The organism is Paenarthrobacter sp. NPDC090517 (assembly GCF_044769165.1).
Taxonomy (GTDB): domain Bacteria; phylum Actinomycetota; class Actinomycetes; order Actinomycetales; family Micrococcaceae; genus Arthrobacter.
Genome location: NZ_JBIVXN010000006.1, coordinates 59,551 through 80,514, shown reverse-complemented (window position 1 = coordinate 80,514; position 20,964 = coordinate 59,551). Strand labels below are relative to the sequence as shown.

At 62.6% G+C, this 20,964-nt stretch carries 22 protein-coding genes; 18 read left to right on the top strand and 4 right to left on the bottom strand.

Annotation, left to right across the window (positions count from 1 at the left end; translation table 11 throughout):
- Positions 1 to 60: 60 nt before the first annotated feature.
- Both ACIQTW_RS17540 and ACIQTW_RS17535 read left to right on the top strand, forming a co-directional pair.
- Positions 61 to 1,404 (top strand): M16 family metallopeptidase, encoded by a 1,344-nt coding sequence (locus ACIQTW_RS17540; RefSeq protein WP_402939487.1) that lies wholly within the window; start codon positions 61 to 63, stop codon positions 1,402 to 1,404.
- A gap of 88 nt (positions 1,405 to 1,492) precedes the next feature.
- Positions 1,493 to 1,954: a DUF1579 family protein gene (locus tag ACIQTW_RS17535; protein WP_402939484.1), complete on the top strand. Its 462-nt coding sequence runs from the start codon at positions 1,493 to 1,495 to the stop codon at positions 1,952 to 1,954.
- Positions 1,955 to 1,971: 17 nt separating this feature from the next.
- Here ACIQTW_RS17535 and ACIQTW_RS17530 read toward each other — a convergent pair whose 3' ends face one another.
- From ACIQTW_RS17530 to moaA, 3 genes are all read right to left on the bottom strand, one after another.
- A complete protein-coding gene (locus ACIQTW_RS17530; RefSeq protein WP_402939483.1) occupies positions 1,972 to 2,265 on the bottom strand; it encodes a hypothetical protein in 294 nt (97 codons plus the stop codon).
- Between the two features lie 112 nt (positions 2,266 to 2,377).
- Positions 2,378 to 2,644 carry a MoaD/ThiS family protein gene (locus ACIQTW_RS17525; protein ID WP_402939480.1) on the bottom strand — a complete coding sequence of 89 codons (267 nt, stop codon included), beginning with the start codon at positions 2,642 to 2,644 and terminating at the stop codon, positions 2,378 to 2,380.
- A 4-nt stretch (positions 2,645 to 2,648) separates the two neighbouring features.
- Positions 2,649 to 3,788, bottom strand: a complete 1,140-nt coding sequence (moaA, locus tag ACIQTW_RS17520; protein ID WP_402939477.1) for a GTP 3',8-cyclase MoaA — start codon at positions 3,786 to 3,788, stop codon at positions 2,649 to 2,651.
- Positions 3,789 to 3,922: 134 nt separating this feature from the next.
- On the opposite strand from moaA, the gene ACIQTW_RS17515 reads away from it, so the two are divergent.
- Genes ACIQTW_RS17515 through ACIQTW_RS17475 form a run of 9 tightly spaced genes read left to right on the top strand, consistent with a single transcriptional unit; the run spans position 3,923 to position 11,574 of the window.
- A complete protein-coding gene (locus tag ACIQTW_RS17515) occupies positions 3,923 to 4,693 on the top strand; it encodes a response regulator transcription factor (protein WP_402939474.1) in 771 nt (256 codons plus the stop codon).
- A complete protein-coding gene (locus tag ACIQTW_RS17510; protein ID WP_402939471.1) occupies positions 4,680 to 5,942 on the top strand; it encodes a sensor histidine kinase in 1,263 nt (420 codons plus the stop codon). The genes ACIQTW_RS17515 and ACIQTW_RS17510 overlap by 14 nt, the downstream gene beginning before the upstream one ends.
- Positions 5,939 to 7,519 carry a molybdopterin-dependent oxidoreductase gene (locus tag ACIQTW_RS17505; protein ID WP_402939467.1) on the top strand — a complete coding sequence of 527 codons (1,581 nt, stop codon included), beginning with the start codon at positions 5,939 to 5,941 and terminating at the stop codon, positions 7,517 to 7,519. Before ACIQTW_RS17510 ends, ACIQTW_RS17505 begins: the two co-directional genes overlap by 4 nt.
- 59 nt (positions 7,520 to 7,578) lie before the next feature.
- On the top strand, positions 7,579 to 8,805 hold the full coding sequence (gene glp, locus ACIQTW_RS17500; RefSeq protein ID WP_402939464.1) for a gephyrin-like molybdotransferase Glp: 1,227 nt from the start codon (positions 7,579 to 7,581) through the stop codon (positions 8,803 to 8,805).
- Complete coding sequence (gene moaC, locus ACIQTW_RS17495; RefSeq protein ID WP_402939461.1) at positions 8,793 to 9,332, top strand: cyclic pyranopterin monophosphate synthase MoaC; 540 nt, start codon at positions 8,793 to 8,795, stop codon at positions 9,330 to 9,332. Before glp ends, moaC begins: the two co-directional genes overlap by 13 nt.
- Entirely contained in the window at positions 9,329 to 9,826 is a 498-nt protein-coding gene (locus tag ACIQTW_RS17490) for a molybdenum cofactor biosynthesis protein B (protein ID WP_402939458.1), read from the top strand. Before moaC ends, ACIQTW_RS17490 begins: the two co-directional genes overlap by 4 nt.
- On the top strand, positions 9,816 to 10,271 hold the full coding sequence (locus tag ACIQTW_RS17485) for a molybdenum cofactor biosynthesis protein MoaE (RefSeq protein ID WP_364305542.1): 456 nt from the start codon (positions 9,816 to 9,818) through the stop codon (positions 10,269 to 10,271). The genes ACIQTW_RS17490 and ACIQTW_RS17485 overlap by 11 nt, the downstream gene beginning before the upstream one ends.
- A gap of 51 nt (positions 10,272 to 10,322) precedes the next feature.
- Entirely contained in the window at positions 10,323 to 11,081 is a 759-nt protein-coding gene (gene dapB / locus ACIQTW_RS17480; RefSeq protein WP_402939454.1) for a 4-hydroxy-tetrahydrodipicolinate reductase, read from the top strand.
- Positions 11,082 to 11,085: 4 nt separating this feature from the next.
- Positions 11,086 to 11,574: a hypothetical protein gene (locus ACIQTW_RS17475; RefSeq protein ID WP_178996311.1), complete on the top strand. Its 489-nt coding sequence runs from the start codon at positions 11,086 to 11,088 to the stop codon at positions 11,572 to 11,574.
- On the opposite strand, the gene ACIQTW_RS17470 is transcribed toward ACIQTW_RS17475, so the two are convergent.
- Entirely contained in the window at positions 11,550 to 12,785 is a 1,236-nt protein-coding gene (locus ACIQTW_RS17470; RefSeq protein WP_402939449.1) for a heparan-alpha-glucosaminide N-acetyltransferase domain-containing protein, read from the bottom strand. The genes ACIQTW_RS17475 and ACIQTW_RS17470 overlap by 25 nt on opposite strands.
- 89 nt (positions 12,786 to 12,874) lie before the next feature.
- Here ACIQTW_RS17470 and ACIQTW_RS17465 point away from each other — a divergent pair, with 89 nt between their 5' ends.
- The 7 genes from ACIQTW_RS17465 (at position 12,875) to ACIQTW_RS17435 (ending at position 20,879) form a co-directional block, all read left to right on the top strand.
- The gene (locus tag ACIQTW_RS17465; protein ID WP_402939446.1) at positions 12,875 to 13,210 is read left to right on the top strand and encodes a hypothetical protein; all 336 of its coding nucleotides are present in this window, start codon (positions 12,875 to 12,877) and stop codon (positions 13,208 to 13,210) included.
- Between the two features lie 23 nt (positions 13,211 to 13,233).
- Positions 13,234 to 14,094, top strand: coding sequence for a carbon-nitrogen hydrolase family protein (locus ACIQTW_RS17460; RefSeq protein WP_402939444.1), 861 nt, complete (start codon positions 13,234 to 13,236; stop codon positions 14,092 to 14,094).
- Between the two features lie 58 nt (positions 14,095 to 14,152).
- Complete coding sequence (gene dapA / locus ACIQTW_RS17455; RefSeq protein ID WP_402939441.1) at positions 14,153 to 15,085, top strand: 4-hydroxy-tetrahydrodipicolinate synthase; 933 nt, start codon at positions 14,153 to 14,155, stop codon at positions 15,083 to 15,085.
- A 6-nt stretch (positions 15,086 to 15,091) separates the two neighbouring features.
- Positions 15,092 to 16,783, top strand: a complete 1,692-nt coding sequence (locus ACIQTW_RS17450; RefSeq protein WP_091466481.1) for a ribonuclease J — start codon at positions 15,092 to 15,094, stop codon at positions 16,781 to 16,783.
- A 75-nt stretch (positions 16,784 to 16,858) separates the two neighbouring features.
- On the top strand, positions 16,859 to 19,744 hold the full coding sequence (locus ACIQTW_RS17445; RefSeq protein WP_402939438.1) for a DNA translocase FtsK: 2,886 nt from the start codon (positions 16,859 to 16,861) through the stop codon (positions 19,742 to 19,744).
- A 23-nt stretch (positions 19,745 to 19,767) separates the two neighbouring features.
- Complete coding sequence (gene pgsA / locus ACIQTW_RS17440; protein ID WP_402939435.1) at positions 19,768 to 20,370, top strand: CDP-diacylglycerol--glycerol-3-phosphate 3-phosphatidyltransferase; 603 nt, start codon at positions 19,768 to 19,770, stop codon at positions 20,368 to 20,370.
- Positions 20,367 to 20,879 (top strand): CinA family protein, encoded by a 513-nt coding sequence (locus ACIQTW_RS17435; RefSeq protein ID WP_402939432.1) that lies wholly within the window; start codon positions 20,367 to 20,369, stop codon positions 20,877 to 20,879. The genes pgsA and ACIQTW_RS17435 overlap by 4 nt, the downstream gene beginning before the upstream one ends.
- The last annotated feature ends 85 nt before the right edge of the window (positions 20,880 to 20,964 follow it).

The window sequence follows — 20,964 nt, the reverse complement described above, 5'->3', positions numbered from 1 at the left end:
AGGGCCGGTGGGCTTGAAAAAGCTCCACCGGCCCTTCCGGCCTTAACCTGAAAGGCCTTAATGACTGTCGTACCCTTGCCGCTGGAGCAAACCCTTCCCGGTGGCGAATTGATCCATGGCGCCGAGGGCGGTTCCGTCGTGCGGCGCTCCGTCCTCCCCGGCGGTGTGCGCGTCTTGACCGAGGCGATGCCCGGCCAGCGTTCGGCCACCATCGGGTTCTGGGTGGCAGTGGGTTCACGCGACGAAGCGGACGGCCAGCACGGTTCCACACACTTCCTTGAGCACCTGCTGTTCAAGGGCACCAAGCGGCGCACAGCCTTGGAGATCGCCTCCGCCTTTGACGAGGTGGGCGGCGAATCCAACGCGGCGACCGCCAAGGAAAGCACCTGCTACTTCGCCCGGGTCCTGGACACGGACCTGCCCATGGCCATCGATGTCATCGCCGACATGATCACCGGCGCGGTTCTCGATCCTGCCGAGTTGGAGCAGGAACGCGACGTCATCCTTGAGGAAATCGCCATGGACAGCGATGACCCCACAGACGTCGCCCACGAAAAATTCGTAGCGGCCGTCCTCGGCGACCACCCGCTGGCGCGGCCGATTGGCGGAACCCCGGATGCCATCAAAGCTGTGGCCAGGGATTCGGTCTGGGCGCACTATCAGCGCTACTACCGCCCGGAGGAACTGGTCATCACTGCGGCTGGCGGACTGGATCACGACGTCGTCTGCCAGCTCGTACTGGATGCCCTCAAAGCTGCCGGCTGGCAGCTTGACGCCGAAGCCGCTCCCGTGGACCGCCGGGGTACTGACCGGGCCGTCATCACAGGCACATCAGGTCTGCACGTGGTGAAGCGCCCCGTGGAGCAAGCCAACATCATCATGGGTTGCCCCACGATCGTTGCTACGGATGACCGCCGTTTCGTCATGAGCGTACTGAACGCCGTCCTGGGCGGTGGCATGTCTTCCCGCCTGTTCCAGGAGATACGTGAGAAGCGCGGTTTGGTGTACTCCACGTACTCGTTTACGGCAGCATATGCGGACGCCGGATACTTCGGGATGTACGCCGGTTGCACCCCTTCCAAGGTTCGCCAGGTATTGGAACTCCTGGGCCTGGAGCTGGACAAGCTGGCCAAGGAAGGCATCACGGGCGAAGAGCTTCGCAAAGCCGTGGGGCAGCTCAGCGGTGGGATTGTGCTCGCCCTTGAGGACACCGGTTCGAGGATGTCGCGGCTTGGCCGGGCGGAACTGGTGTCAGGGGAATTCCAGGACATTGACGAGACCTTGGCGCGCATCAAGGCCGTCACGGTGGAGGACGTTCAGGAACTTGCCCGCGAACTGGCAGCGGCGCCCCGCACTATCACCGTTGTTGGTCCGTTCGAGGAAACCGAGACTTTCGGCCTCTAGGTTCCAGTCCGGAATCTCTGGACTCCCGCACTGTAAACAGGGCAGCATGATCACACGATGATGCTGCCCTGACTACTTTGGAGACCTGATGGATCTGCCCTCAAGCGGCCACGTTGCGGAGATGCTGCGGGATTTCATCGGTCATTGGCGTGGCATCACGGAGATCGCTGCGTCTCCGTGGGGAACTGCGCGGACAGCAGAGGCCGAAGCCGTCTTTACCAAGGCCGCCGGTGGCTATGCCGTTGTCCAGAGCTACAGGCACCGCGAAGCCGACGGCACGCACTTCGAAGGGCATGGCATGTTCACCGTTGACCGCGACCACGGAGACACCCTGTGGTACTACGTGGACAGCATGGGACGGCCACCAGCCAGCCCGGTCCGTGGGACATGGCACGCAGGAACGCTGACATTGGACCGGAGAACGGCCGACGGCGTAGCGAGGCACACGTTCCGCGTGGAAGACGGCGTTTTGGTGCACACAGCTGATTTGAGGCTTGAAGGAACTGCCGGGTTCAGCCCGTTGTTGAAGAGTGTGTTCCGGAAGGCGTGACCTGGCGGCGATCCGGGTTAATAGCTTCCGACGTAAACCGTTTCCATGATGCGCGTCTTCGGATCGCCGATGAGGGCGGGGGCTCGTTCAGTCGAATTCCACACGGTGGACTGTAGGCGTCCAAGCATGTCCTCGGCTTTTTCGAATGTTTCGAAGTCCAGTTCCACAACAACCACCCCGGAGTCTTCCGCTGGCCTGCTGACACGGAACTGTTGAACACCGGAACCGGCCCTGTCCAAAGGATCGCGGTCGAAGGCTGCCTTCCACATGTCAAAATCTTTGATGCCGTGCTCAATCTGGAGCGTGTACATGGCGTTCCTTCCCGGACGTTGCCTGATGACGCTTCCAGAGTAGGACTGCGCTGCGGGAGAAGATATGCCCGGGCCGTCTTTGGTGGGTGGGCCTGTCCGGCGGGTACTTGGCCTAGCCCCCGGCGAAAGGCGGCAGGACGTCAATGATGTCGTCGCTTCCCAGGGGAGCCGCCCGGTCCCGGACAGCCACCTCGTTGCGGAGGAAACTGCTGCGCGCCACGATCCTGGCGAGCGGCGGCGTACCTTCGGGAGGCAGCGGACGTTCCACGGCGAGGGCAGCTTCGAGCAGCTCTTCCAGGCTGGTGCCTTCCGGGAGGACGTGCAGTTCTTCTTCGACACCGGCAGCCGCGCGTGCGGCAGCGAAGTAACGGACAAGCAAGGGTTTAGCCTCCGATTGCGCTCATGCTGCGGTCCGGCTGGACGAAGTCCGCTGCGCCGAGACCGGTGTGATCCATGCCGTGGGCTTTGGGTTTGACCCACATGGCGTCCTGCCACCGCGATGCAAGTTGGTCATCCGTGGCGCCCCCACGGAGAAGGCCCAGGAGATCGAATTCTTCGCGGGAGAAAAGGCAGCTCATGATCTTGCCCTCGGCAGTGATCCGAGTACGGCGGCAGTCGGAGCAGAACGGCTCAGTGACGGAGGCAATGATGCCCACTGTACCGAGGACCGGACCTGTGGCAGCGTCCGTTGCCGTGTCCCGGCGTCGTACTTCAAAGCGTTCAGCTGGTGCGCCGTCCCGCTCGCGGGGGTCCTTGTCCAGCACAAAGTCGCGGGAGAGCAGTTCACGAATCTCGGCGGCAGTGATCATATTGCGCCGTGTCCATCCGTGGTCAGCATCAAGTGGCATTTGCTCGATGAAGCGAAGCTCGTAGCCGCGGCCCAAGGCCCACGCCAGAAGGTCCGGCGACTCCGTGTCATTGATTCCGCGCATCAGCACAGCATTCAGCTTCACCGGGCCCAAGCCAGCTGCCCAAGCGGCGTCTACGCCGGCCAGGACGCGGTCAAGGAAGGGGCGCCGGGTGAGCTTCGTGAAGGTTTCCTCGTGGAGGGAATCGAGTGAGACGTTGATCCGGGTGAGGCCCGCGGCCTTCAACGCTGCGGCTTTCTTATCCAGTCCCACGCCGTTGGTGGTCATGGAAATGGGGAGGTCCGGATGGTCGTTCCGGATACCGGCGATGATGTCCACCAGGTCTGCACGGACCAAGGGCTCACCACCGGTGAGGCGGAGCTCCCGCACGCCCAAAGCGTTGACGCCGATGCGGACGATGCGGACGATTTCGTCCTTGGTCATTACCGCTTGTTTCGAGAGCCATTCCAGCCCCTCGGCAGGCATGCAGTAGGTACAGCGGAGGTTGCACTTGTCCGTCAGGGACAGGCGCATATCCGTCGCACGCCGGCCATAGCGGTCCCACAGCCCGGCGGGCGTGCCTGCAGGACGTGGGGGCGGAACTGCCACGCCGCTTTCGGTGCTGCCTGTGGCACCCCCCGAAGGGGGTACCGGCATGCCCAGCTGAACACTCATAAATTCAGGCTACGCCACCACGGCTGGATCAGTGACACCGATTACAGTCAAGGAGTTCTTACGGATTCAATACACTTGTGGCCTCGGGGCCCGGATTGGGTGCTGCTCAACGCCCGCAAACCTATGCTGAAAGCGTGACCACAAATACGGCATCATCTGCGGAGCCAGGGAATCGTCGCATCCTCCTGGTAGAGGATGAACAGACCATAGCCGACGTTGTCCGCGATTATCTGCTGAAAGCAGGATTCCAGGTGGACATGGCTGGTGACGGCTTCACAGCGCTCAAGCTTGCAGCCTCACGACAACCCGATCTGGTGATCCTGGACCGGATGCTGCCGGGACTCGACGGCGTTGAAGTGTGTCGTCGACTCCGCCAAAGCATGAGCGTGCCCGTCATCATGGTCACGGCCCTGGGAACCGAGGACGATCGGATTCTGGGCTTGGAGATGGGAGCTGACGATTACGTCACCAAACCCTTCTCACCCCGCGAACTGGTCCTTAGGGTGAAGTCGGTACTGCGCCGGAGCATCAAGGAATTCACGCCCGAACCGCCGGTTGAAGCCGCAGGACTCGAACTCGATCCCGCTTCCCGAACAGTCACGCATCATGGAGTTCCCCTGGCGCTGACCGTCCGCGAATTCGACCTCCTGGCTTTCATGATGCGAAGGCCCAACCAGGTCTTCAGCCGGGAAGAACTTATCAAGGCAGTGTGGGGCTGGGACTTCGGCGACCTATCCACGGTCACGGTCCACGTCCGGCGCCTAAGGGAGAAGATCGAAGCCAACCCCACCAAACCCGAACTGCTCAAGACCGTATGGGGCATCGGCTACCGCTTCGACGGCAAGCGGTCTGACGCAGTCCCTGTAAGTCTGGACGAGGAAGAGGGTGACCATGCAGGGCAGTGAGCTGTGGACCATCCTCGCGTGGGTCCTGTTCTGGGCCGTGCTCATCGGGGCCGCCACATGGGTGCTCCTCCGGCTTCTTCGCCGGGCCTCGGTACTCGCCCAGATCTGCATGGTGGTTGTGGCGACGGTCGCCGTGCTGGTGGCGGGCATGGTCAGCGCATTCAATGCGATGTTTATTTCCGCCAGGGACCTGGAAGTCATGTGGTACATCCTGGCCACTGCCTCGGCCGTTGCCGTTGCGTTGTCCCTGATGCTGGGTGCCGGCGTCTCCAGGAACGCTGCCCACTTGGTTGATGCCGCCCGGCGACTGGGCCGAGGCGAAACCTTGGAACACACAGTGGCCGACGGGCGGGGGAACGCTCCGGCCATGACGTCCGAACTCGCAGAACTGGCCAAGGAACTAGAGGCCAGCAGCCGGAGCTTGACCGAGTCCCGGGATCGCGAAGCAGCCTTGGAGACTGCGCGACGCGAGCTTGTGTCGTGGATTTCCCATGACCTCCGAACACCCTTGGCCAGCATGCGCGCCATGACCGAAGCCCTTGAGGACGGTATGGCATCAGATGTGCAGGGCTACTACCGGAAGATCATCGGGCAGACCGAACAAATGACGGTTATGGTCAATGACCTCTCGGAACTGTCCAAGATCCAGGCCGGCACCCTTCGCCTGCGCGCGGAACCCCTGGACCTTTACGACCTCGTCAGCGATGCGCTCTCGGACCTCGCGCCTTTGGCCGCCAAACGCGGCATCAGGCTCGACGGCGGCGGGGAACGTGAGTGTATGGCCGTCGCCGACGGACCAAGCCTCGCCCGGGCAGTTCGGAACGTACTCCTGAACGCCATCATCTACAGCAAACCAGGCAGTGACGTCCACATCAGTGTTGGACGAGGCGGCGATGGACGGGACGGCGTCGGAGGGAAGAACGCCGGGTACGCCGTTATAGCCGTGCAGGACCAATGCGGCGGCATCCCGGACGAGGACCTACCGCACTTGTTCCAAACGGGCTGGCAAAAAGACCCCGCCCGCCGCACCAGCGAAGCACTGCAGGGCAGCTACAGCGGTGCCGGCATCGGCCTCAGCATGGTGGCCGGCATCGTCAAAGCACATGGGGGATCGGTGACCGTGGACAACCTCGACGACGGCTGTCGCTTCGCGTTGTCACTTCCGGCCGGGGCATCCCTGCCCCGGTCTTCGATGGCTCCCAGCCATCAAACCCTTGAAACGGACAACCGCCTCGGAGGCATGGCATGAGCACGCTCGCACCCGGTACCACCAAGCAGCGACACCTCGTGGGGAGGCCTGCGCTGTGGACTGCTGCCGCGGGTGTGGCTGCGGGCGCAGCCGGGATCGCGGCAGGCGAACTGACCGCTGGTCTCCTGAGCCCATTGGTTTCGCCCGTCACGGCCCTTGGCGGAGCGGTGATTGACGCCGTGCCGCCAGGGGTCAAGGACTTGGCAGTGCAGTTGTTCGGAACAGCCGACAAGGTTGTGTTGGTCGCTTGCATCGTAGGCGTGGCAGGGATCCTGGCAGCGCTCGCTGGTGTCTTGGAACGCCGACGCAGGGGCTGGGGCCTGGCCCTCGCCGGACTGGCGGGTGTAGCTGGGCTGACTGCCGTCGTGACCCGAGCCCAGGCAAGTCCCCAGGCAGCCCTTGCACCAATTGTTGCCGCGGTTCTCACCATGGTGCTGCTGCGATCCCTCGTCCGGCGGCTGGCAACCTGGGCTCCGACGAAAGAAGCCCCCGGCGGTGAGGAAGCGCCACTGGCTCGGCGGAGCTTCCTGAATGCCTTGGCAGGAACTTCCCTTGCCGCCGTCGTAGCCGGAACGGTGACCACCGTCCTCACTCGGGCCACAGCAGTGGCATCCGGTTTCCGGGGCTCCATGACGCTCCCGGAACCCGCCACACCGCCGCAAGCCATCCCGGCAAATGCGTCCCTGCCCCTGGATGACATCAGCCCATTGGTTACCCCTAATCCCGATTTCTACAGGATTGACACTGCATTGACCGTCCCGGCCATCGACCCCCCTGCTTGGAAACTGAGGGTCACCGGAATGGTTGAACGCGAAATTGAAATCGACTTTGCTACGCTCCTCGCCAAGCCCATGACAGAACGCCATGTCACTATCGCCTGCGTGTCCAACAACGTGGGCGGCGACCTCATTGGCAACGCCCTCTGGCTGGGTTGGCCGGTGAGGGAACTATTGGCAATGGCCGGGCCCAAAGCCGGCGCTGATATGGTCCTGTCCACCAGTAACGACGGCTGGACGGCCAGCACCCCCTTGGAGGCCCTCACCGATGACCGTGATGCGCTCCTGGCCGTCGGCATGAACGGCGAACCGCTTCCGCTGGAACATGGGTTCCCGGTGCGGATGATTGTGCCGGGACTCTATGGTTTTGTTTCTGCCACCAAATGGTTAACCGAACTGAAAGTCACACGTTTTTCCGACGACACCGCGTACTGGACGACTCGGGGTTGGAGCGATCACGGACCCATCAAGACGCAATCGCGCATCGATGTCCCCCGCAACGGCCGAAGCGTCCAAGCTGGCAAGGTCCAATTCGGCGGCGTCGCGTGGGCCCAGCACAGGGGCATCAATGACGTAGAGCTTCGCGTCAATCGCGGACCATGGCAGCAGGCTAAGCTGGCCGGCGCGATCTCCACCGACACTTGGTACCAGTGGCAATTGGGCATCGACCTGACGCCAGGTGAGTACGAAGTGCAGGTCCGGGCCACCGATTCCAAAGGTGAACCGCAAACTGAAGACAAGGCACCAGTAGCTCCCGATGGCGCCACGGGCTATCACACCATCAGCGTCAAGGTGGGCTGAGGCCCTAGTCTGGGTACGTCCGGAGAATTTCCCGGAAGCCAGCGTGTCCACACAGGAGGATGTCCGTGCCCAGATCTGTTGCAGTCCACCGCCAGGCAGTGGTGGAACTGCTCACCGACGTTTCTGCGGGCAAGGGCAACATCACCGTGCCACTGCTGGAGGCGCTGGGTAAAGCGCTCGCAGTCGATGTCTACGCGCCCCTCTCCTTGCCCCCGTTCGCCAATTCCCAAATGGACGGTTTTGCCGTCCGCTCAGCAGATATTCCCGACGGCGGTGCGGAGCTCCAGGTAGCGGAGCCGGTTCCGGCAGGCGCCGCGCCAGCAGCACTGAAGCCCGGCTTTGCCGCCCCCATCATGACCGGGGCCATGATCCCCGACGGGGCCGACGCCGTCGTGCCCATTGAAAAGGCGACGCCAAACTTTTTTCCGGACCCTGCAGCCGTGGAGGCTGTCGTAGAACTGCCTCCGGTCGCTCCCGGCACCTACGTGCGGGACAGCGGAAGCGACATCAGGAAGGGCACACTGGCGCTGCCCGCCGGTACCCGGATGGGACCCGCACAGTTGGGGCTTTTGGCGGCGCTGGGGCTGACAACCGTCGAAGTCCGCGAACCTTGGTGCGTCCTCCTGGTCACCACCGGGGACGAGGTAGTGGAACCGGGGGAAGAACTCACGGCCGGCAGGATTTTCGATTCCAACGGAACACTGCTCGAAGCCTCCATGCGACAGGCCGGCCTGGACGTGGTCCGCACTGGAATATCCGATGACGACCCCTCCAAGCTGCTGGCGGTGCTCCGCCGTCACACCGCGCAAGCGGAGAGCCGCGTCGATGTCATTGTTACCACCGGGGGAGTGAGCAAGGGAGCCTACGAAGTGGTCCGGCAAGCCATGGCGAACCAGCCGGTGGATTTCCTTCCGGTGGCCATGCAGCCAGGAGGACCGCAGGGATTGGGCACCTTTGACGGTGTTCCGTTCCTTGGCTTTCCGGGAAATCCGGTCAGCTGCCTGGTGTCATTTGAGATGTTTCTCAGGCCGGCCCTTTCGCAGGTACTGGGAACGCCCGCGCCGAGGCCGGTGCTGAAGGGCCGCTTGGCCGAACCCCTGGCCTCGCCGGAAGGCAAACACCAGGTTCGTCGGGGGACCGTGGACGCGGACGGAACGGTCCGGATGGAAGGTGGTGCGGGTTCGCACCTCGTCCATGCCTTGGCCCGGGCGAACGCCCTGATTCAGATACCCGGCGACGTCACGGAACTCACCGACGGAGACGAAGTGGAAGTATGGATGCTGTGAACCAAACTCCCGCGACTACAGAACACTCCGGCGGACTGACCCACCTCAGGCAGGACGGCACTGCACAGATGGTGGATGTCTCCGAAAAAGCAGTCACTACGCGTGTTGCAACTGCTACAGCCACTGTCCGCAGCACCCCCAACGTACTGGCACTCCTTGGTGCCGGCGAATTACCCAAGGGCGATGCGCTCGCCGTGGCTCGCGTTGCAGGGATCATGGCGGCGAAGAAGACACCTGAGCTGATTCCGCTGTGCCATCCGTTGCCGATCTCCAAGGTCACAGTGGACTTCGAGCTGGGCACTGACTCGCTTGAAATCCTGGCCACCGTCAAGACCCGGGGTGTGACCGGCGTCGAGATGGAAGCACTAACGGCGGCTTCCGTAGCGGCCTTGAGCGTCTACGACATGATCAAAGCCGTGGACAAGCACGCAGTGCTGACCGATATCCGCGTGCTGGCTAAGAGCGGCGGCAAAAGCGGCGACTGGGACATTTCCGGAGAATCAACCGTAGAGGGGGTCGGCGCATGAGTGCGTGCGAGCCGAACGCTCCGCGGAAGGCCGGCGTCGTCATAGCATCAACCCGTGCAGCCGCAGGCGTGTATGCCGACGAAACGGGTCCGATTATTCTCGATTGGCTCAGCGAGCACGGCTTCGATACCTTCCCCACCATGGTGGTGCCGGACGGTGAGCCGGTTGGTGCTGCCCTGAGGGCTCTCCTGACCCAGGAACCCGCCGTGGTCATCACCAGCGGTGGAACGGGTCTTAGCCTGGATGACCGCACACCCGAAATGACGCTGCCGCTGCTTGAACGTGAGATTCCGGGCATCATGGAGGGAATTCGGCGTGCCGGCGCCGCCAAAACCCCCATGGCCATGCTGAGCCGTGGCCACGCCGGGGCAGCGGGGAAGACGTTCGTCATCAACTTGCCCGGATCCCCGAAGGGCGTCATGGACGGGTTGGCTGTCCTGGACCCTGTGATCGGGCACCTCTGCGAGCAATTGGAAGGAAGCCATGGGCACTGAAACAAACTTTGAGGTAGTCAGCGCTGTCCTTAGCGCCGAACCCATTTCCGTGGACCAAGCCATCAGGGCGGTCGAATCCGATACCGCCGGGGCAGTGGTCAGCTTCAGCGGCGTTGTTCGAAATCACGACGGCGGCAAGGCGGTGGACCGCCTAAGCTACAGCGCGCATCCCACGGCACACCAGGTGATGTCGGATGTCGTGGCGCAGTTGGTCTCCGAGCACTCCGGTGAAGCTGCGCAACCCGTTCGGATCTGGGCTGCCCACCGGATCGGCATGCTGGAGATCGGTGACCCCGCGCTGGTATGTGCTGTGGCTGCTGCGCACCGCGGCCAAGCGTTCGCAGTGTGCGCTGAGCTCGTGGACCGCGTCAAGGAGCAAGTCCCCATTTGGAAGGAACAGTTCTTCACTGACGGCACCGTGGAGTGGGTTGGAGCAGGGGAGTAGGCCGGAGTAACGGTTCCTGCCGGGCTCCGGCCCGGCGGTAGGGTTAACGGCATGACCGAACAACTTGCTGTTGCAGTGCTGGGCGCCCACGGGCGTATGGGAATTGAAGCCGTTAAGGCTGTTGACGCAGCCGAAGACATGACGCTCGTAGCCGCTCTCGGCCGCGGCGATTCCCTGGAGAAACTGCTCGACGCCGGTGCGCAGTACGTTGTCGACCTCACCGTTCCCGACATCACGGAGACCAACGTCCGGTTTGCCGTGGAGCATGGCATCCACGCCGTTGTAGGTACCACTGGTTGGGATGCCCACCGCCTTGATTCCTTGCGGAGCCTCTTGGAGCAGAAGCCGGACACCGGCGTTTTGATCGCCCCGAACTTCGCCCTTGGATCGGTTCTCGCGTCCGCGTTCGCTGCGAAGGCGTCGCAATATTTCGAGTCCGTGGAGATCATCGAACTGCACCACCCCAACAAAGTGGACGCTCCATCCGGCACGGCAGTGCGCACGGCACAGCTGATCGCCGAAGCGCGTCAGGAAGCCGGCGTCCCGGCGAGCCCGGACGCCACGGAAACATCGTTGGACGGTGCCCGGGGCTGTGACGTGGACGGGGTTCGTGTCCACAGCGTTCGCCTCCGTGGCCTGGTGGCTCATCAGGAAGTGCTTTTTGGCGGTCCAGGCGAGCAGCTGACGCTGCGCCATGATTCGTTCGACCGCGCCTCTTTCATGCCCGGCGTCCTGCTGGGGCTTCGGAAAGTTGCAGCCAACCCTGGCCTCACCGTGGGCCTGGACGGCTACTTGGACTTGGGGCTCTAAGACCATGGGGAATTTCTGGACTTCCTTGAAGAAGAACCGCACCAAAATCTGGGTAGGGGCCATCACCCTCCTGTTGGTGCTTTACCTGGTGGTTTCCGTGCAGCGCTCGTTCCTCTTGCTCGCCGACCCCAACCTGGTAGCCAAGGGGATCGGTGCGGCTTACCTGGTCCTGCCCGTGGTTGGAGCCTGGGCACTCATCCGTGAGCTGCTTTTTGGTGCCCGTACCGAGCAGATGGCCAAGGTCCTGGAGGCCGAGGGCGGCTTGCCGGTGGATGACCTTCCGCGCACTCCGGGCGGGCGAATAGTCCGGGCTGCCGCTGACGCCGAGTTTGAGAAGTACCGGGCAGAGGCAGAGGCCGCTCCGGAGGACTGGCGCTCCTGGTTCCGCCTGAGCTGCGCCTACGATGCCTCAGGCGACCGCAAACGTGCCCGTGCCTCCATGCGCGATGCCGTGAAGCTTTTCCGCTCTCAACCCACTGCGGCAGGCCGGTGACTGCCCAGGCTTGATGCGGTGTGGGCGACCCATTCCAGTGGTCCACGGCGTCGGAGAACGGCGAAACAGACGCCAATGACAACCGCAGTGAGTGCTTGGGCCCAGTACATGCTTTCGTCCGTCCACCCCGGGGGCAACGGCTGGTTGGTGAACCCGGAGACTACCCAGACGTGGGCCGAGTAGAGGCTCAAGGTCATGGCCCCGGGCCCGCTCAGCAGGATCAGGAAGTTGACTTTGATCCGGTCCGCGAAGGTGCCGAGCAGCAGGAACAAGCCGACCGCCGCCGCCGCTACGCCACCGCTATGCAGCAGGTCCAGGCTGGTTCCGGCATGCGGGGCTGCCGTCGCCAGCCACCACCAGGAGCCGGTCTGTTCCAGGCCGGTGACATTGACCTGAAGCATGCTCTCCAACGGGTATCCCCTGGTGACCGGGAGGGCTGACAATGCAGCCCGTCCGCCCCACATCTCCATGGCCAGGATCCCGACGATTTTTGCCAAGCCGGCCACCGCGATGCCGCAGGTGAGCAATAGAACCTGAATCCTCGCCGTCGTCAGCGCTAACCGTCCGAGTACCAATCCGATCAGCAGGTAGGAGATCCATTGGAATACGGGGTAATACCCGGTGAAGAAGAGGTCGGCGAGGAGGCGTCCGGGCGTCCCGAAATCCTCCCAGTTGGGGTTATGACCCAACTTCAGGGGAGGGTTCGCGTCCAGTAGCAGAGGCCGTACCAGATACGCCAGCAGCGGCGACAGCAGGACCCAGCCGAGCGCCCAGAAGCAAAGCACCTTGAGCCGGAGGCCAAGGAACGGCAGGATGCATAGGAACAGGACGGCGTAGTGAACCAGAATTACGGCGACGTTGACCTCCAGGCCGCCCAGCATCAGTCCGACGACGGCGATCACCAAGGCGCGCATGGCAACTCCACCTCGTGCCGCCCTCAGTTCCGTGCCGCTACGGGGCTCCTGCTTGCCTGTACTGAGGGCCAACCCGATGCCTGCAAGTACGGCAAAGAGGGCCGCGGACCGGCCTGAAAACACCAACCCCACGAACGTCGGGTCCCACTGGGGGGAGGGCCCGAACGTGGGCATCAAGTGCGTGGCCATCATTCCCAACAAGGCCGCGCCTCTGGCAGCATCTATCCCGGTAAGCCGGGAGGAGGCCGGTCGACCGCCGGGCGCTTTTCGCGCCGGGGCCGTCTCTTGCGGAGTCATGCAGCGATCGTCTCATAAGCCGCTGTGCGACAACTGTGATGTGAGGCGGGGCCCTTGTGTTCGAATATATGTTCGAATAACATTGCCGCATGAACGAAGTTCCAAAGCCGCCGCAAGGCCTTCAAGGACCCATGAAAGCGATGAGCCCCGGCGTCGTCGATTTCCTGTTCAGGCAGCTCGTGGCCGGCGAGCCTCCGGAAGACACCCAGTGGCGCCGCGAAGGTACCACCCTGGCGGAGCAGATACCGGGTGCCGAGCTTGCCCGCCGGTTATCCGAAACGGACCTGGCATCGTTGACGCCCCTTGAACTGTTTGAGTACGTCCGTGCCTCGCAACGCTTGGTGGCGTGGGCGGAGCAACTCAAGGAGCGGGCCGTAGCGCACTATTGTGCGGAGGAGCCCGCTCGGACGCCGAAGCCCGCCTGACTATGGCCGAATAGGATGACTGGGTGATCTACGCTCAGCGAACGGCCCAGCGTCCTGCCTCCCGTCCCCAGCCAGTCCAAGGAACGCCGACCTCGGATACGCTGCTGGCTGCCGTCGTGCAGTACGAAGCACTCCATGCTGAATGCGTGGGAGAATCCGTGGCAGCAAACATCGCAACCCATGCCGGGTTAGTGGAACGTGCCGGGGCGGAAGGAGTGCGCTTGGTCCTGTTTCCCGAGCTCTCGCTGACTGGATACGAACTGGATTCGCTTGCCGGGTCTGAATCGCCGGGGCGCCCAAGTCCCTGGTTGGCCGCACATGATGCAAGGTTGCGGCCACTCCAGGAAGCCTGCGTCCGTGCAGGAACAACGGCCATTGCCGGGGTTGCTTGGCGGGAAGCAGACCTCACGCCACGATTGGCCTCGCTGGTTATCGGCCCGGACGGGACCATGCAGCCCGTCTTCAAGACTCATCTGCATGGAGCCGAGCGCGAGCTGTTCGTCCCTGGATCCGGACCCGGAATCATCATGGTTGACGGGTGGAGGGTCGCGCTCGCAATCTGCGCTGACGCGGCCCACCCCACGCACGCCGCGGCGGCGGCCCAAGCAAAGGCGGACGTGTACGCGGTTTCCGCCTTGTATACAGGTGGAGAGGAACTTCGTCTCGGACTTCATATGGGTGCCCGCTCAATGGACCATAGGATGTTTGCGCTCCTTGCAAACCTGGGGGGAGAAACCCCGCTGGGCGCATCGTGCGGGCTTAGCGGCGCGTGGGGCCCGGATGGCGCGCCGGTGGCCCAAGCAAAAGGAACCGGCACGGAAGCTGTCATGGCAAAGTTGACGCGGTCCAGCCTCGACCCCTACAGGTCGACTCCCTGTGAATGAGGACCATCACGCGGGACCCATTCTTCCAACCAGCCTGTCACAGGGTAACGTTTTTCATATGTCTGACTTGCGCGCCCACGTTCCCGCCCTTGGTACCCTGCTGACCGCTATGGTCACCCCGTTCACTGAGGACGGCAAGGTGGACTATGACCAAGCCGCAGCGCTTGCGGAAAAGCTCGTTCAGGATGGTTGCGACGGACTCGTGGTCACCGGTACCACTGGAGAGACCTCAACCCTTACGGACGATGAGAACCTCGGCATGTTCAGGGCAGTCAAAGAGGCGGTTGGTGGCAAGGCTGCCATCATTGCCGGGACCGGCACCAACGACACCGCCCACTCCGTGCACCTCTCGCAGCGTGCAGCCGAACTCGGTGTTGATGGTCTGCTGATCGTCACCCCGTACTACAACAAGCCCAGCCAGGCGGGCGTTCGTGCCCACTTTGAGACGATTGCTTCGGCCACGGACCTCCCCGTGATGCTCTACGACATTCCGGGCCGTTCCTCCATTGCGATCGCTCCCGAGACCATGGTTGCGCTCGCGAAGCACCAGAACATCGTGGCCGTCAAGGACGCCAAAGCGGACTTTGCTGCCGCAACGCGCGTCATGGCTGAGACGGACCTGCTCTTCTACTCCGGCGATGACGGATTGACGCTGCAGTGGATGGCGCTGGGCGCCGTCGGCCTGGTGGGTGTTACCACCCATGTCGCTACACGCCGCTTCCGTGAGCTGATCGACGCCGTCAACGCCAGCGACCTCGCCAAGGCAAGGGCCATCAACTTTGAACTGGAACCCGTCATTCGTGCAACCATGACTCGGGTCCAAGGCGCTGTAGCCGCCAAGCAGATTCTCAAGTGGCAGGGAGTCCTGCCCAACTCGGTTGTCCGTTTGCCCCTCGTGGAGCCGGACGCGGCCGAGATCGAAATCATCCGCGGGGATTTGGCGGAAGCCGGAATGGACTTTGACGTCCAGGACGGTTCCGCCGGAAAGTAGCAAAACATGACCCAAACCGCCCTTCCCGGACTGGTTACTCCGCCGAAACTGCCGAAAGGCACGCTGCGGATTGTCCCGCTCGGTGGACTGGGAGAGATTGGCCGCAACATGGCGGTCTTCGAAATCGACGGCAAACTGCTGGTGGTTGACTGTGGCGTGCTCTTTCCCGAGGAAACCCAGCCCGGCGTCGACTTGATCCTGCCTGATTTCTCCTACATTGAGGACCGTCTGCAGGACATCGTAGGCGTCGTGCTGACCCATGGCCATGAGGACCACATTGGCGCAGTTCCCTACCTCTTGCGCCTCAAGGCCGACATCCCGCTGATCGGATCCCAGCTGACCCTTGCCCTGGTGGAAGCCAAGCTTCAGGAACACCGGATCAAGCCGTACACGCTGACGGTGACGGAGGGCCAGGTTGAGCAGTTCGGCCCGTTCGAGTGTGAGTTCGTGGCAGTCAATCACTCCATCCCGGATGCGCTGGCAGTTTTCATCCGCACAGAGGGTGGAAACGTACTTCACACGGGCGACTTCAAGATGGATCAGTTGCCGCTGGATGGCCGTATCACGGACCTCCGGCACTTCGCCCGCTTGGGCGAAGAAGGCGTGGACCTGTTCATGGCAGACTCCACCAACGCGGACGTACCGGGCTTTACCACTGCCGAGAAGGAAATCGGTCCCACTCTGGACCGCTTGTTCGGACAGGCCAGGAAGCGCATTATCGTAGCTTCCTTCTCGTCCCACGTGCACCGTGTCCAGCAAGTCCTGGATGCCGCAGCCAAGCATGGGCGCAAGGTGGCCTTCGTTGGCCGTTCCATGGTCCGCAACATGGCTATCGCAGCCAAGCTCGGCTACCTCGATGTCCCGGAGGGCATCTTGGTGGACATCAAGAACATCGACAACATGCCGGATGACCGCGTAGTCCTTATGTCCACCGGCTCGCAGGGTGAGCCGATGGCTGCGCTGTCCCGTATGGCCAACGGCGACCACCGTGTGATCGTGGGTAAGGGCGATACCGTGATCCTTGCCTCCAGCCTCATCCCAGGCAACGAGAACGCCGTTTTCCGTATCATCAACGGCCTGCTCAAGCTCGGTGCCGATGTGATCCACAAGGGCACAGCGAAGGTCCACGTGTCCGGGCACGCAGCCGCCGGTGAGTTGCTCTATTGCTACAACATCCTTGAGCCCCTCAACGCCATGCCCGTGCACGGTGAAACCCGCCACCTGATTGCCAATGGCAACATCGCGCTCGAATCGGGCGTTCCGTCCGAGGGCATCATCCTGAGCGACAACGGCACAGTTATCGACCTCAAGGACCACAAAGCGAATGTGGTCGGCCAGGTGGAAGTCGGTTTCGTCTATGTAGATGGTTCCAGCGTGGGCGAAATTACGGATGCCGACCTCAAGGATCGTCGCGTCCTGGGGGATGAGGGCTTCATTTCCGTTATCACGGTCATCAGCCGCACCACCGGCAAGATCGTGTCCGGCCCGGAGATCCATGCCCGTGGCGTGGCCGAGGATGACTCCGTCTTTGACGAGATCATTCCCAAGATCAACGCCGCCCTCGAAGAAGCCGTGCTTAACCACACGGATCACACCAACCACCAGTTGCAGCAGGTGGTCCGTAGGATCATCGGCACGTGGGTGAATCGCAAGCTTCGCCGCCGTCCCATGATTATCCCGGTAGTCCTGGAAGCGTAGCCAGCCAGCAACATGCATGCCCAAGGGGGCCTGAAATCCGCGGATTTCAGGCCCCCTTGGGGTAGCGTGGCACTTATGGCGACCCGTACTACCTCCACGCCACGAGGCAGCTCCAGCAGTAAATCCGGCGGCACAGGCCGGAGCACAGCCGCATCCAAAACCAGCGGAGTTGCTTCGAAGAGCAGCGCTGCCGCGAGCAAAAGCGGGCGTGGCAGCACTGCCCGTACCAAGCAAGCGGCCGCCGTCGAGCCCCAAGCTCCGCTGCCGCTGCGAATGCTCTCAGGTTTCTGGCAGGGGATCGGTCATGTAGTTGGTGCCGGGGTCCGTCGAATCGGCTACGACGTCAGCGATCTGGACCCCGACGACCGCCGGGATGGCGCCGCCCTGTTCAATTTGGTGTTGGGTATCGCGATCGCCACCTTCGCCTGGTGGGGTCTGACCGGCTGGCTGCCTGACATGGTCTACAGCGTGGTCAACGGCACGTTTGGGTGGATGTCCCTGATCCTGCCCTTCATGCTGTTCGTCTGTGCCTTCAGGCTTTTCCGGAAGCCACAGGACGGTCGAGGGAACAACCGCGTGGGCATCGGCTTCATGATCATGACGCTGGCCGGTTCGGGCCTGGCACATGTGATCGGCGGCCTCCCCACCGTTGCGGAAGGCTTTGACGGCCTGCGCAAGGCGGGCGGAATGCTGGGCTTCCTCGCAGCAGCACCTTTGGCTGCAATCCACGTTGCTGTCCCTGTTGTCCTTTACGGACTGTTGGCGTTCGTGTCCGTGTTGATCGTCACGGCCACACCGTTTGGTGCAATTCCGTCCCGGATCAGGGGCGCTTATGAACACCTTATGGGCGTTGACCTGATGGACGAGTCCGGCAAGGACGCCCACGACCGCAGCTACCTTTACGAGAACGACGCTGCCGCCAAGCCGAAGAAGAAGCGTATGCGCCTCTTCGGTAAGGACGAGGAAACAGATACCAGCTTGGAGGGTTATGTCGGGGACGAGGCTTTCGAGCATGCAATAGTCGACGACGACGAAGCTCCGGATGCATCCGGACCGCGCGTTCCGCCGGGCGTACGTCGTCCAACACAGGCAGAGATAGCCGTCGGGAAGATCAAGGCCGCCCAAGGCCTGGGAGCCACGCCCGGGATCGAGAACCCCACCGAAGCCATTCCGATTCTTACTCCGGAGATGACCGCACCCGCGGCTCCCGTAGCCCAGGTTCCGGCGAAGCCTGCAGGTGCGCCCCTCCCACAGACGCCTATCCCGCAGCGCACGGAGCAACTGTCCCTGGCAGGCGATGTCACCTACACCCTGCCGGCATCGGACTACCTGACGCCCGGCTCCATTCCGAAGGAGCGCACGGAAGCCAATGACGCCGTCGTCGCTGCACTGACGGACACCCTCACGCAGTTCAACGTAGAGGCCGCTGTGACCGGCTTTAGCCGCGGTCCCACTGTGACGCGGTATGAGATCGAGCTGTCTCCGGGTACCAAAGTGGAGCGCGTCACCGCGCTGTCCAAGAACATTTCTTACGCCGTGGCGTCCAGTGATGTTCGCATTCTGAGCCCTATCCCCGGCAAATCCGCCATTGGCATCGAGATTCCCAACACAGACCGCGAAACCGTGTCGCTGGGCGATGTGCTGCGGAGCCAGAACGCACGCCGGACCGACCACCCGATGGTCATGGGCGTCGGCAAGGACGTTGAGGGTGGCTACGTGGTGGCCAACCTCGCCAAGATGCCCCACCTGCTTGTTGCCGGTGCCACCGGTGCTGGTAAGTCGAGCTTCGTGAACTCCATGATCACCTCCATCCTCATGCGCGCTACGCCTGATGAAGTGCGCATGGTCATGGTGGACCCCAAACGCGTGGAACTCACGGCCTATGAGGGCGTCCCGCACCTCATCACGCCCATCATCACCAACCCCAAGAAGGCCGCTGAAGCTTTGCAATGGGTGGTTCGCGAGATGGATGCCCGCTACGACGACCTCGCCAATTACGGCTACAAGCACATTGACGACTTCAACAAGGCGGTCAGGGCGGGCAAGGTTGTGCCGCCCGTGGACTCCAAGCGCGTCATGAAGCCCTACCCGTACCTGCTGGTGATCGTTGACGAGCTCGCCGATCTGATGATGGTTGCCCCACGCGACGTTGAAGACTCGATTGTCCGGATCACGCAGCTCGCACGTGCCGCCGGCATCCACTTGGTGCTTGCAACGCAGCGTCCATCCGTGGACGTCGTGACGGGCTTGATCAAGGCAAACGTTCCATCGCGTATGGCGTTCGCCACTTCCTCCGTTACGGACTCCCGTGTTGTCCTTGACCAACCAGGGGCCGAGAAGCTCATTGGACAAGGTGACGCACTGTTCCTTCCCATGGGTGCTTCCAAGGCGATGCGTGTCCAGGGTGCCTGGGTTACTGAATCAGAGATCCACAAGGTTGTGGAGCACGTCAAGGGACAACTGCAGGCCGTCTACCGTGACGACGTCGCTGCGGAAGCGCCCAAGAAGCAGATCGACGACGACATAGGAGACGACCTCGAGGTCCTGCTCCAGGCAACAGAGCTTGTGGTGACCACGCAATTCGGCTCAACGTCCATGCTCCAGCGAAAGCTTCGTGTGGGCTTCGCCAAGGCCGGCCGCCTCATGGACCTCCTCGAGTCCCGTGGCGTTGTTGGTCCTTCTGAGGGCTCCAAGGCGCGCGATGTTCTTGTCAAACCCGATGACCTCGCCGCGGTGCTTGCCGCGATGAAGGGCCAGGAGTCACCCGCGGCGCCCGACGCGCACACGGCTGCCCTCAGCGATAACGCCAACTCGAACATCGCCGTCGGAGGTTATGCCGAAGACCTGGTCCAGGCGGACCTGGACAACCGCACGCAGGCCATCGAATACTACGACGGCTCCGATAGCCCGAACGACGACGAAGAGGGCGGCGAGGACGCTTGGTCGCTGACGGGGCGTTAGTCCAAAGAAGGTAGCCTTGTGGGGTGACTACAGCCGAGGGTGATAACGCGACTTCCAGCAGCTCCGACGTCTGGAACCTACCCAATATCCTCACAATGCTCCGCATCGTCCTGGTTCCATTCTTCGTATGGTTCCTGGTGGCGGACGACGGTGAGTACGGGATCTGGCGGTGGGCGGCTGTTGTGGCTTTTGCGGTCGCCATCTATACGGACAAGCTCGACGGCGACATCGCCAGGGCGCGGGGCCTGATCACCAATTTCGGCAAGATTGCCGATCCCATCGCCGACAAGCTGCTTATCGGTTCCGCGCTGGTCCTCCTGTCCATCCTGGGGGAATTGCCTTGGTGGGTCACCATCCTCATCCTGGTGCGGGAATGGGGGATTACCGCTCTCCGGTTCGTCGTTATCCGGTACGGCGTCATGCCGGCTTCCCGCGGTGGCAAGTTGAAAACAGTAGTCCAGACCGTGGCCATATTCCTCTACATCCTGCCCTTGAAGGCGATCGCTCCTTGGCTTGGCGACGTCGCCTTCTGGGTGATGATGGTGGCGCTGGCCATCACATTGTGGACCGGCGTCGAATATGTCGTCCAAGCGGTAAAGCTTCGCGCTGCCGGGCGGCGAGTATGACGCTCAATGACGGCGCATCCGACGCTGCGCAGACATCGACGGCGGCAGTCGCTATTGCTCTCGGGAACAAGCTCTCAGTGGCTACGGCTGAGTCGCTAACCGCGGGGATGGTTGCGGCAACGCTTGCGAACACGCCTGGAGCATCCGGGATGCTGCAAGGCGGCGTGGTTGCATACCAGAACTCTGTGAAGGCTGGTGTTCTCGGGGTGTCGCAGGAGCTGCTTGCCGAGGCCGGCTCCGTTGACGGTCGGGTGGCCGAATCCATGGCCGACGGCGCCCGGCGCGTCTGCGGCGCCGATCTTGGAATTTCCACTACGGGTGTGGCTGGACCCGAGCCGCACGACGGCAAAGCGGTAGGAACTGTGTTCATCGGGATTTCGGGCAAATCCGGAACCGAATCGTTTGAGTACAGTTTTTCGGGGGACAGACAGTCCATCAGGGAGCAGGCCTGCGAGGCCGCCTTGGCGCGTCTGCTTGCTGCACTGAGTGACGTTGGTTACCGTTCGTAAAGTAGTCGGGAACAAAAACTGATTGCCAATAGTTGTGTCATTGTGTCGCTTCGGAAGAGCCGGGGCGCCTAGGATGTAAAAACCA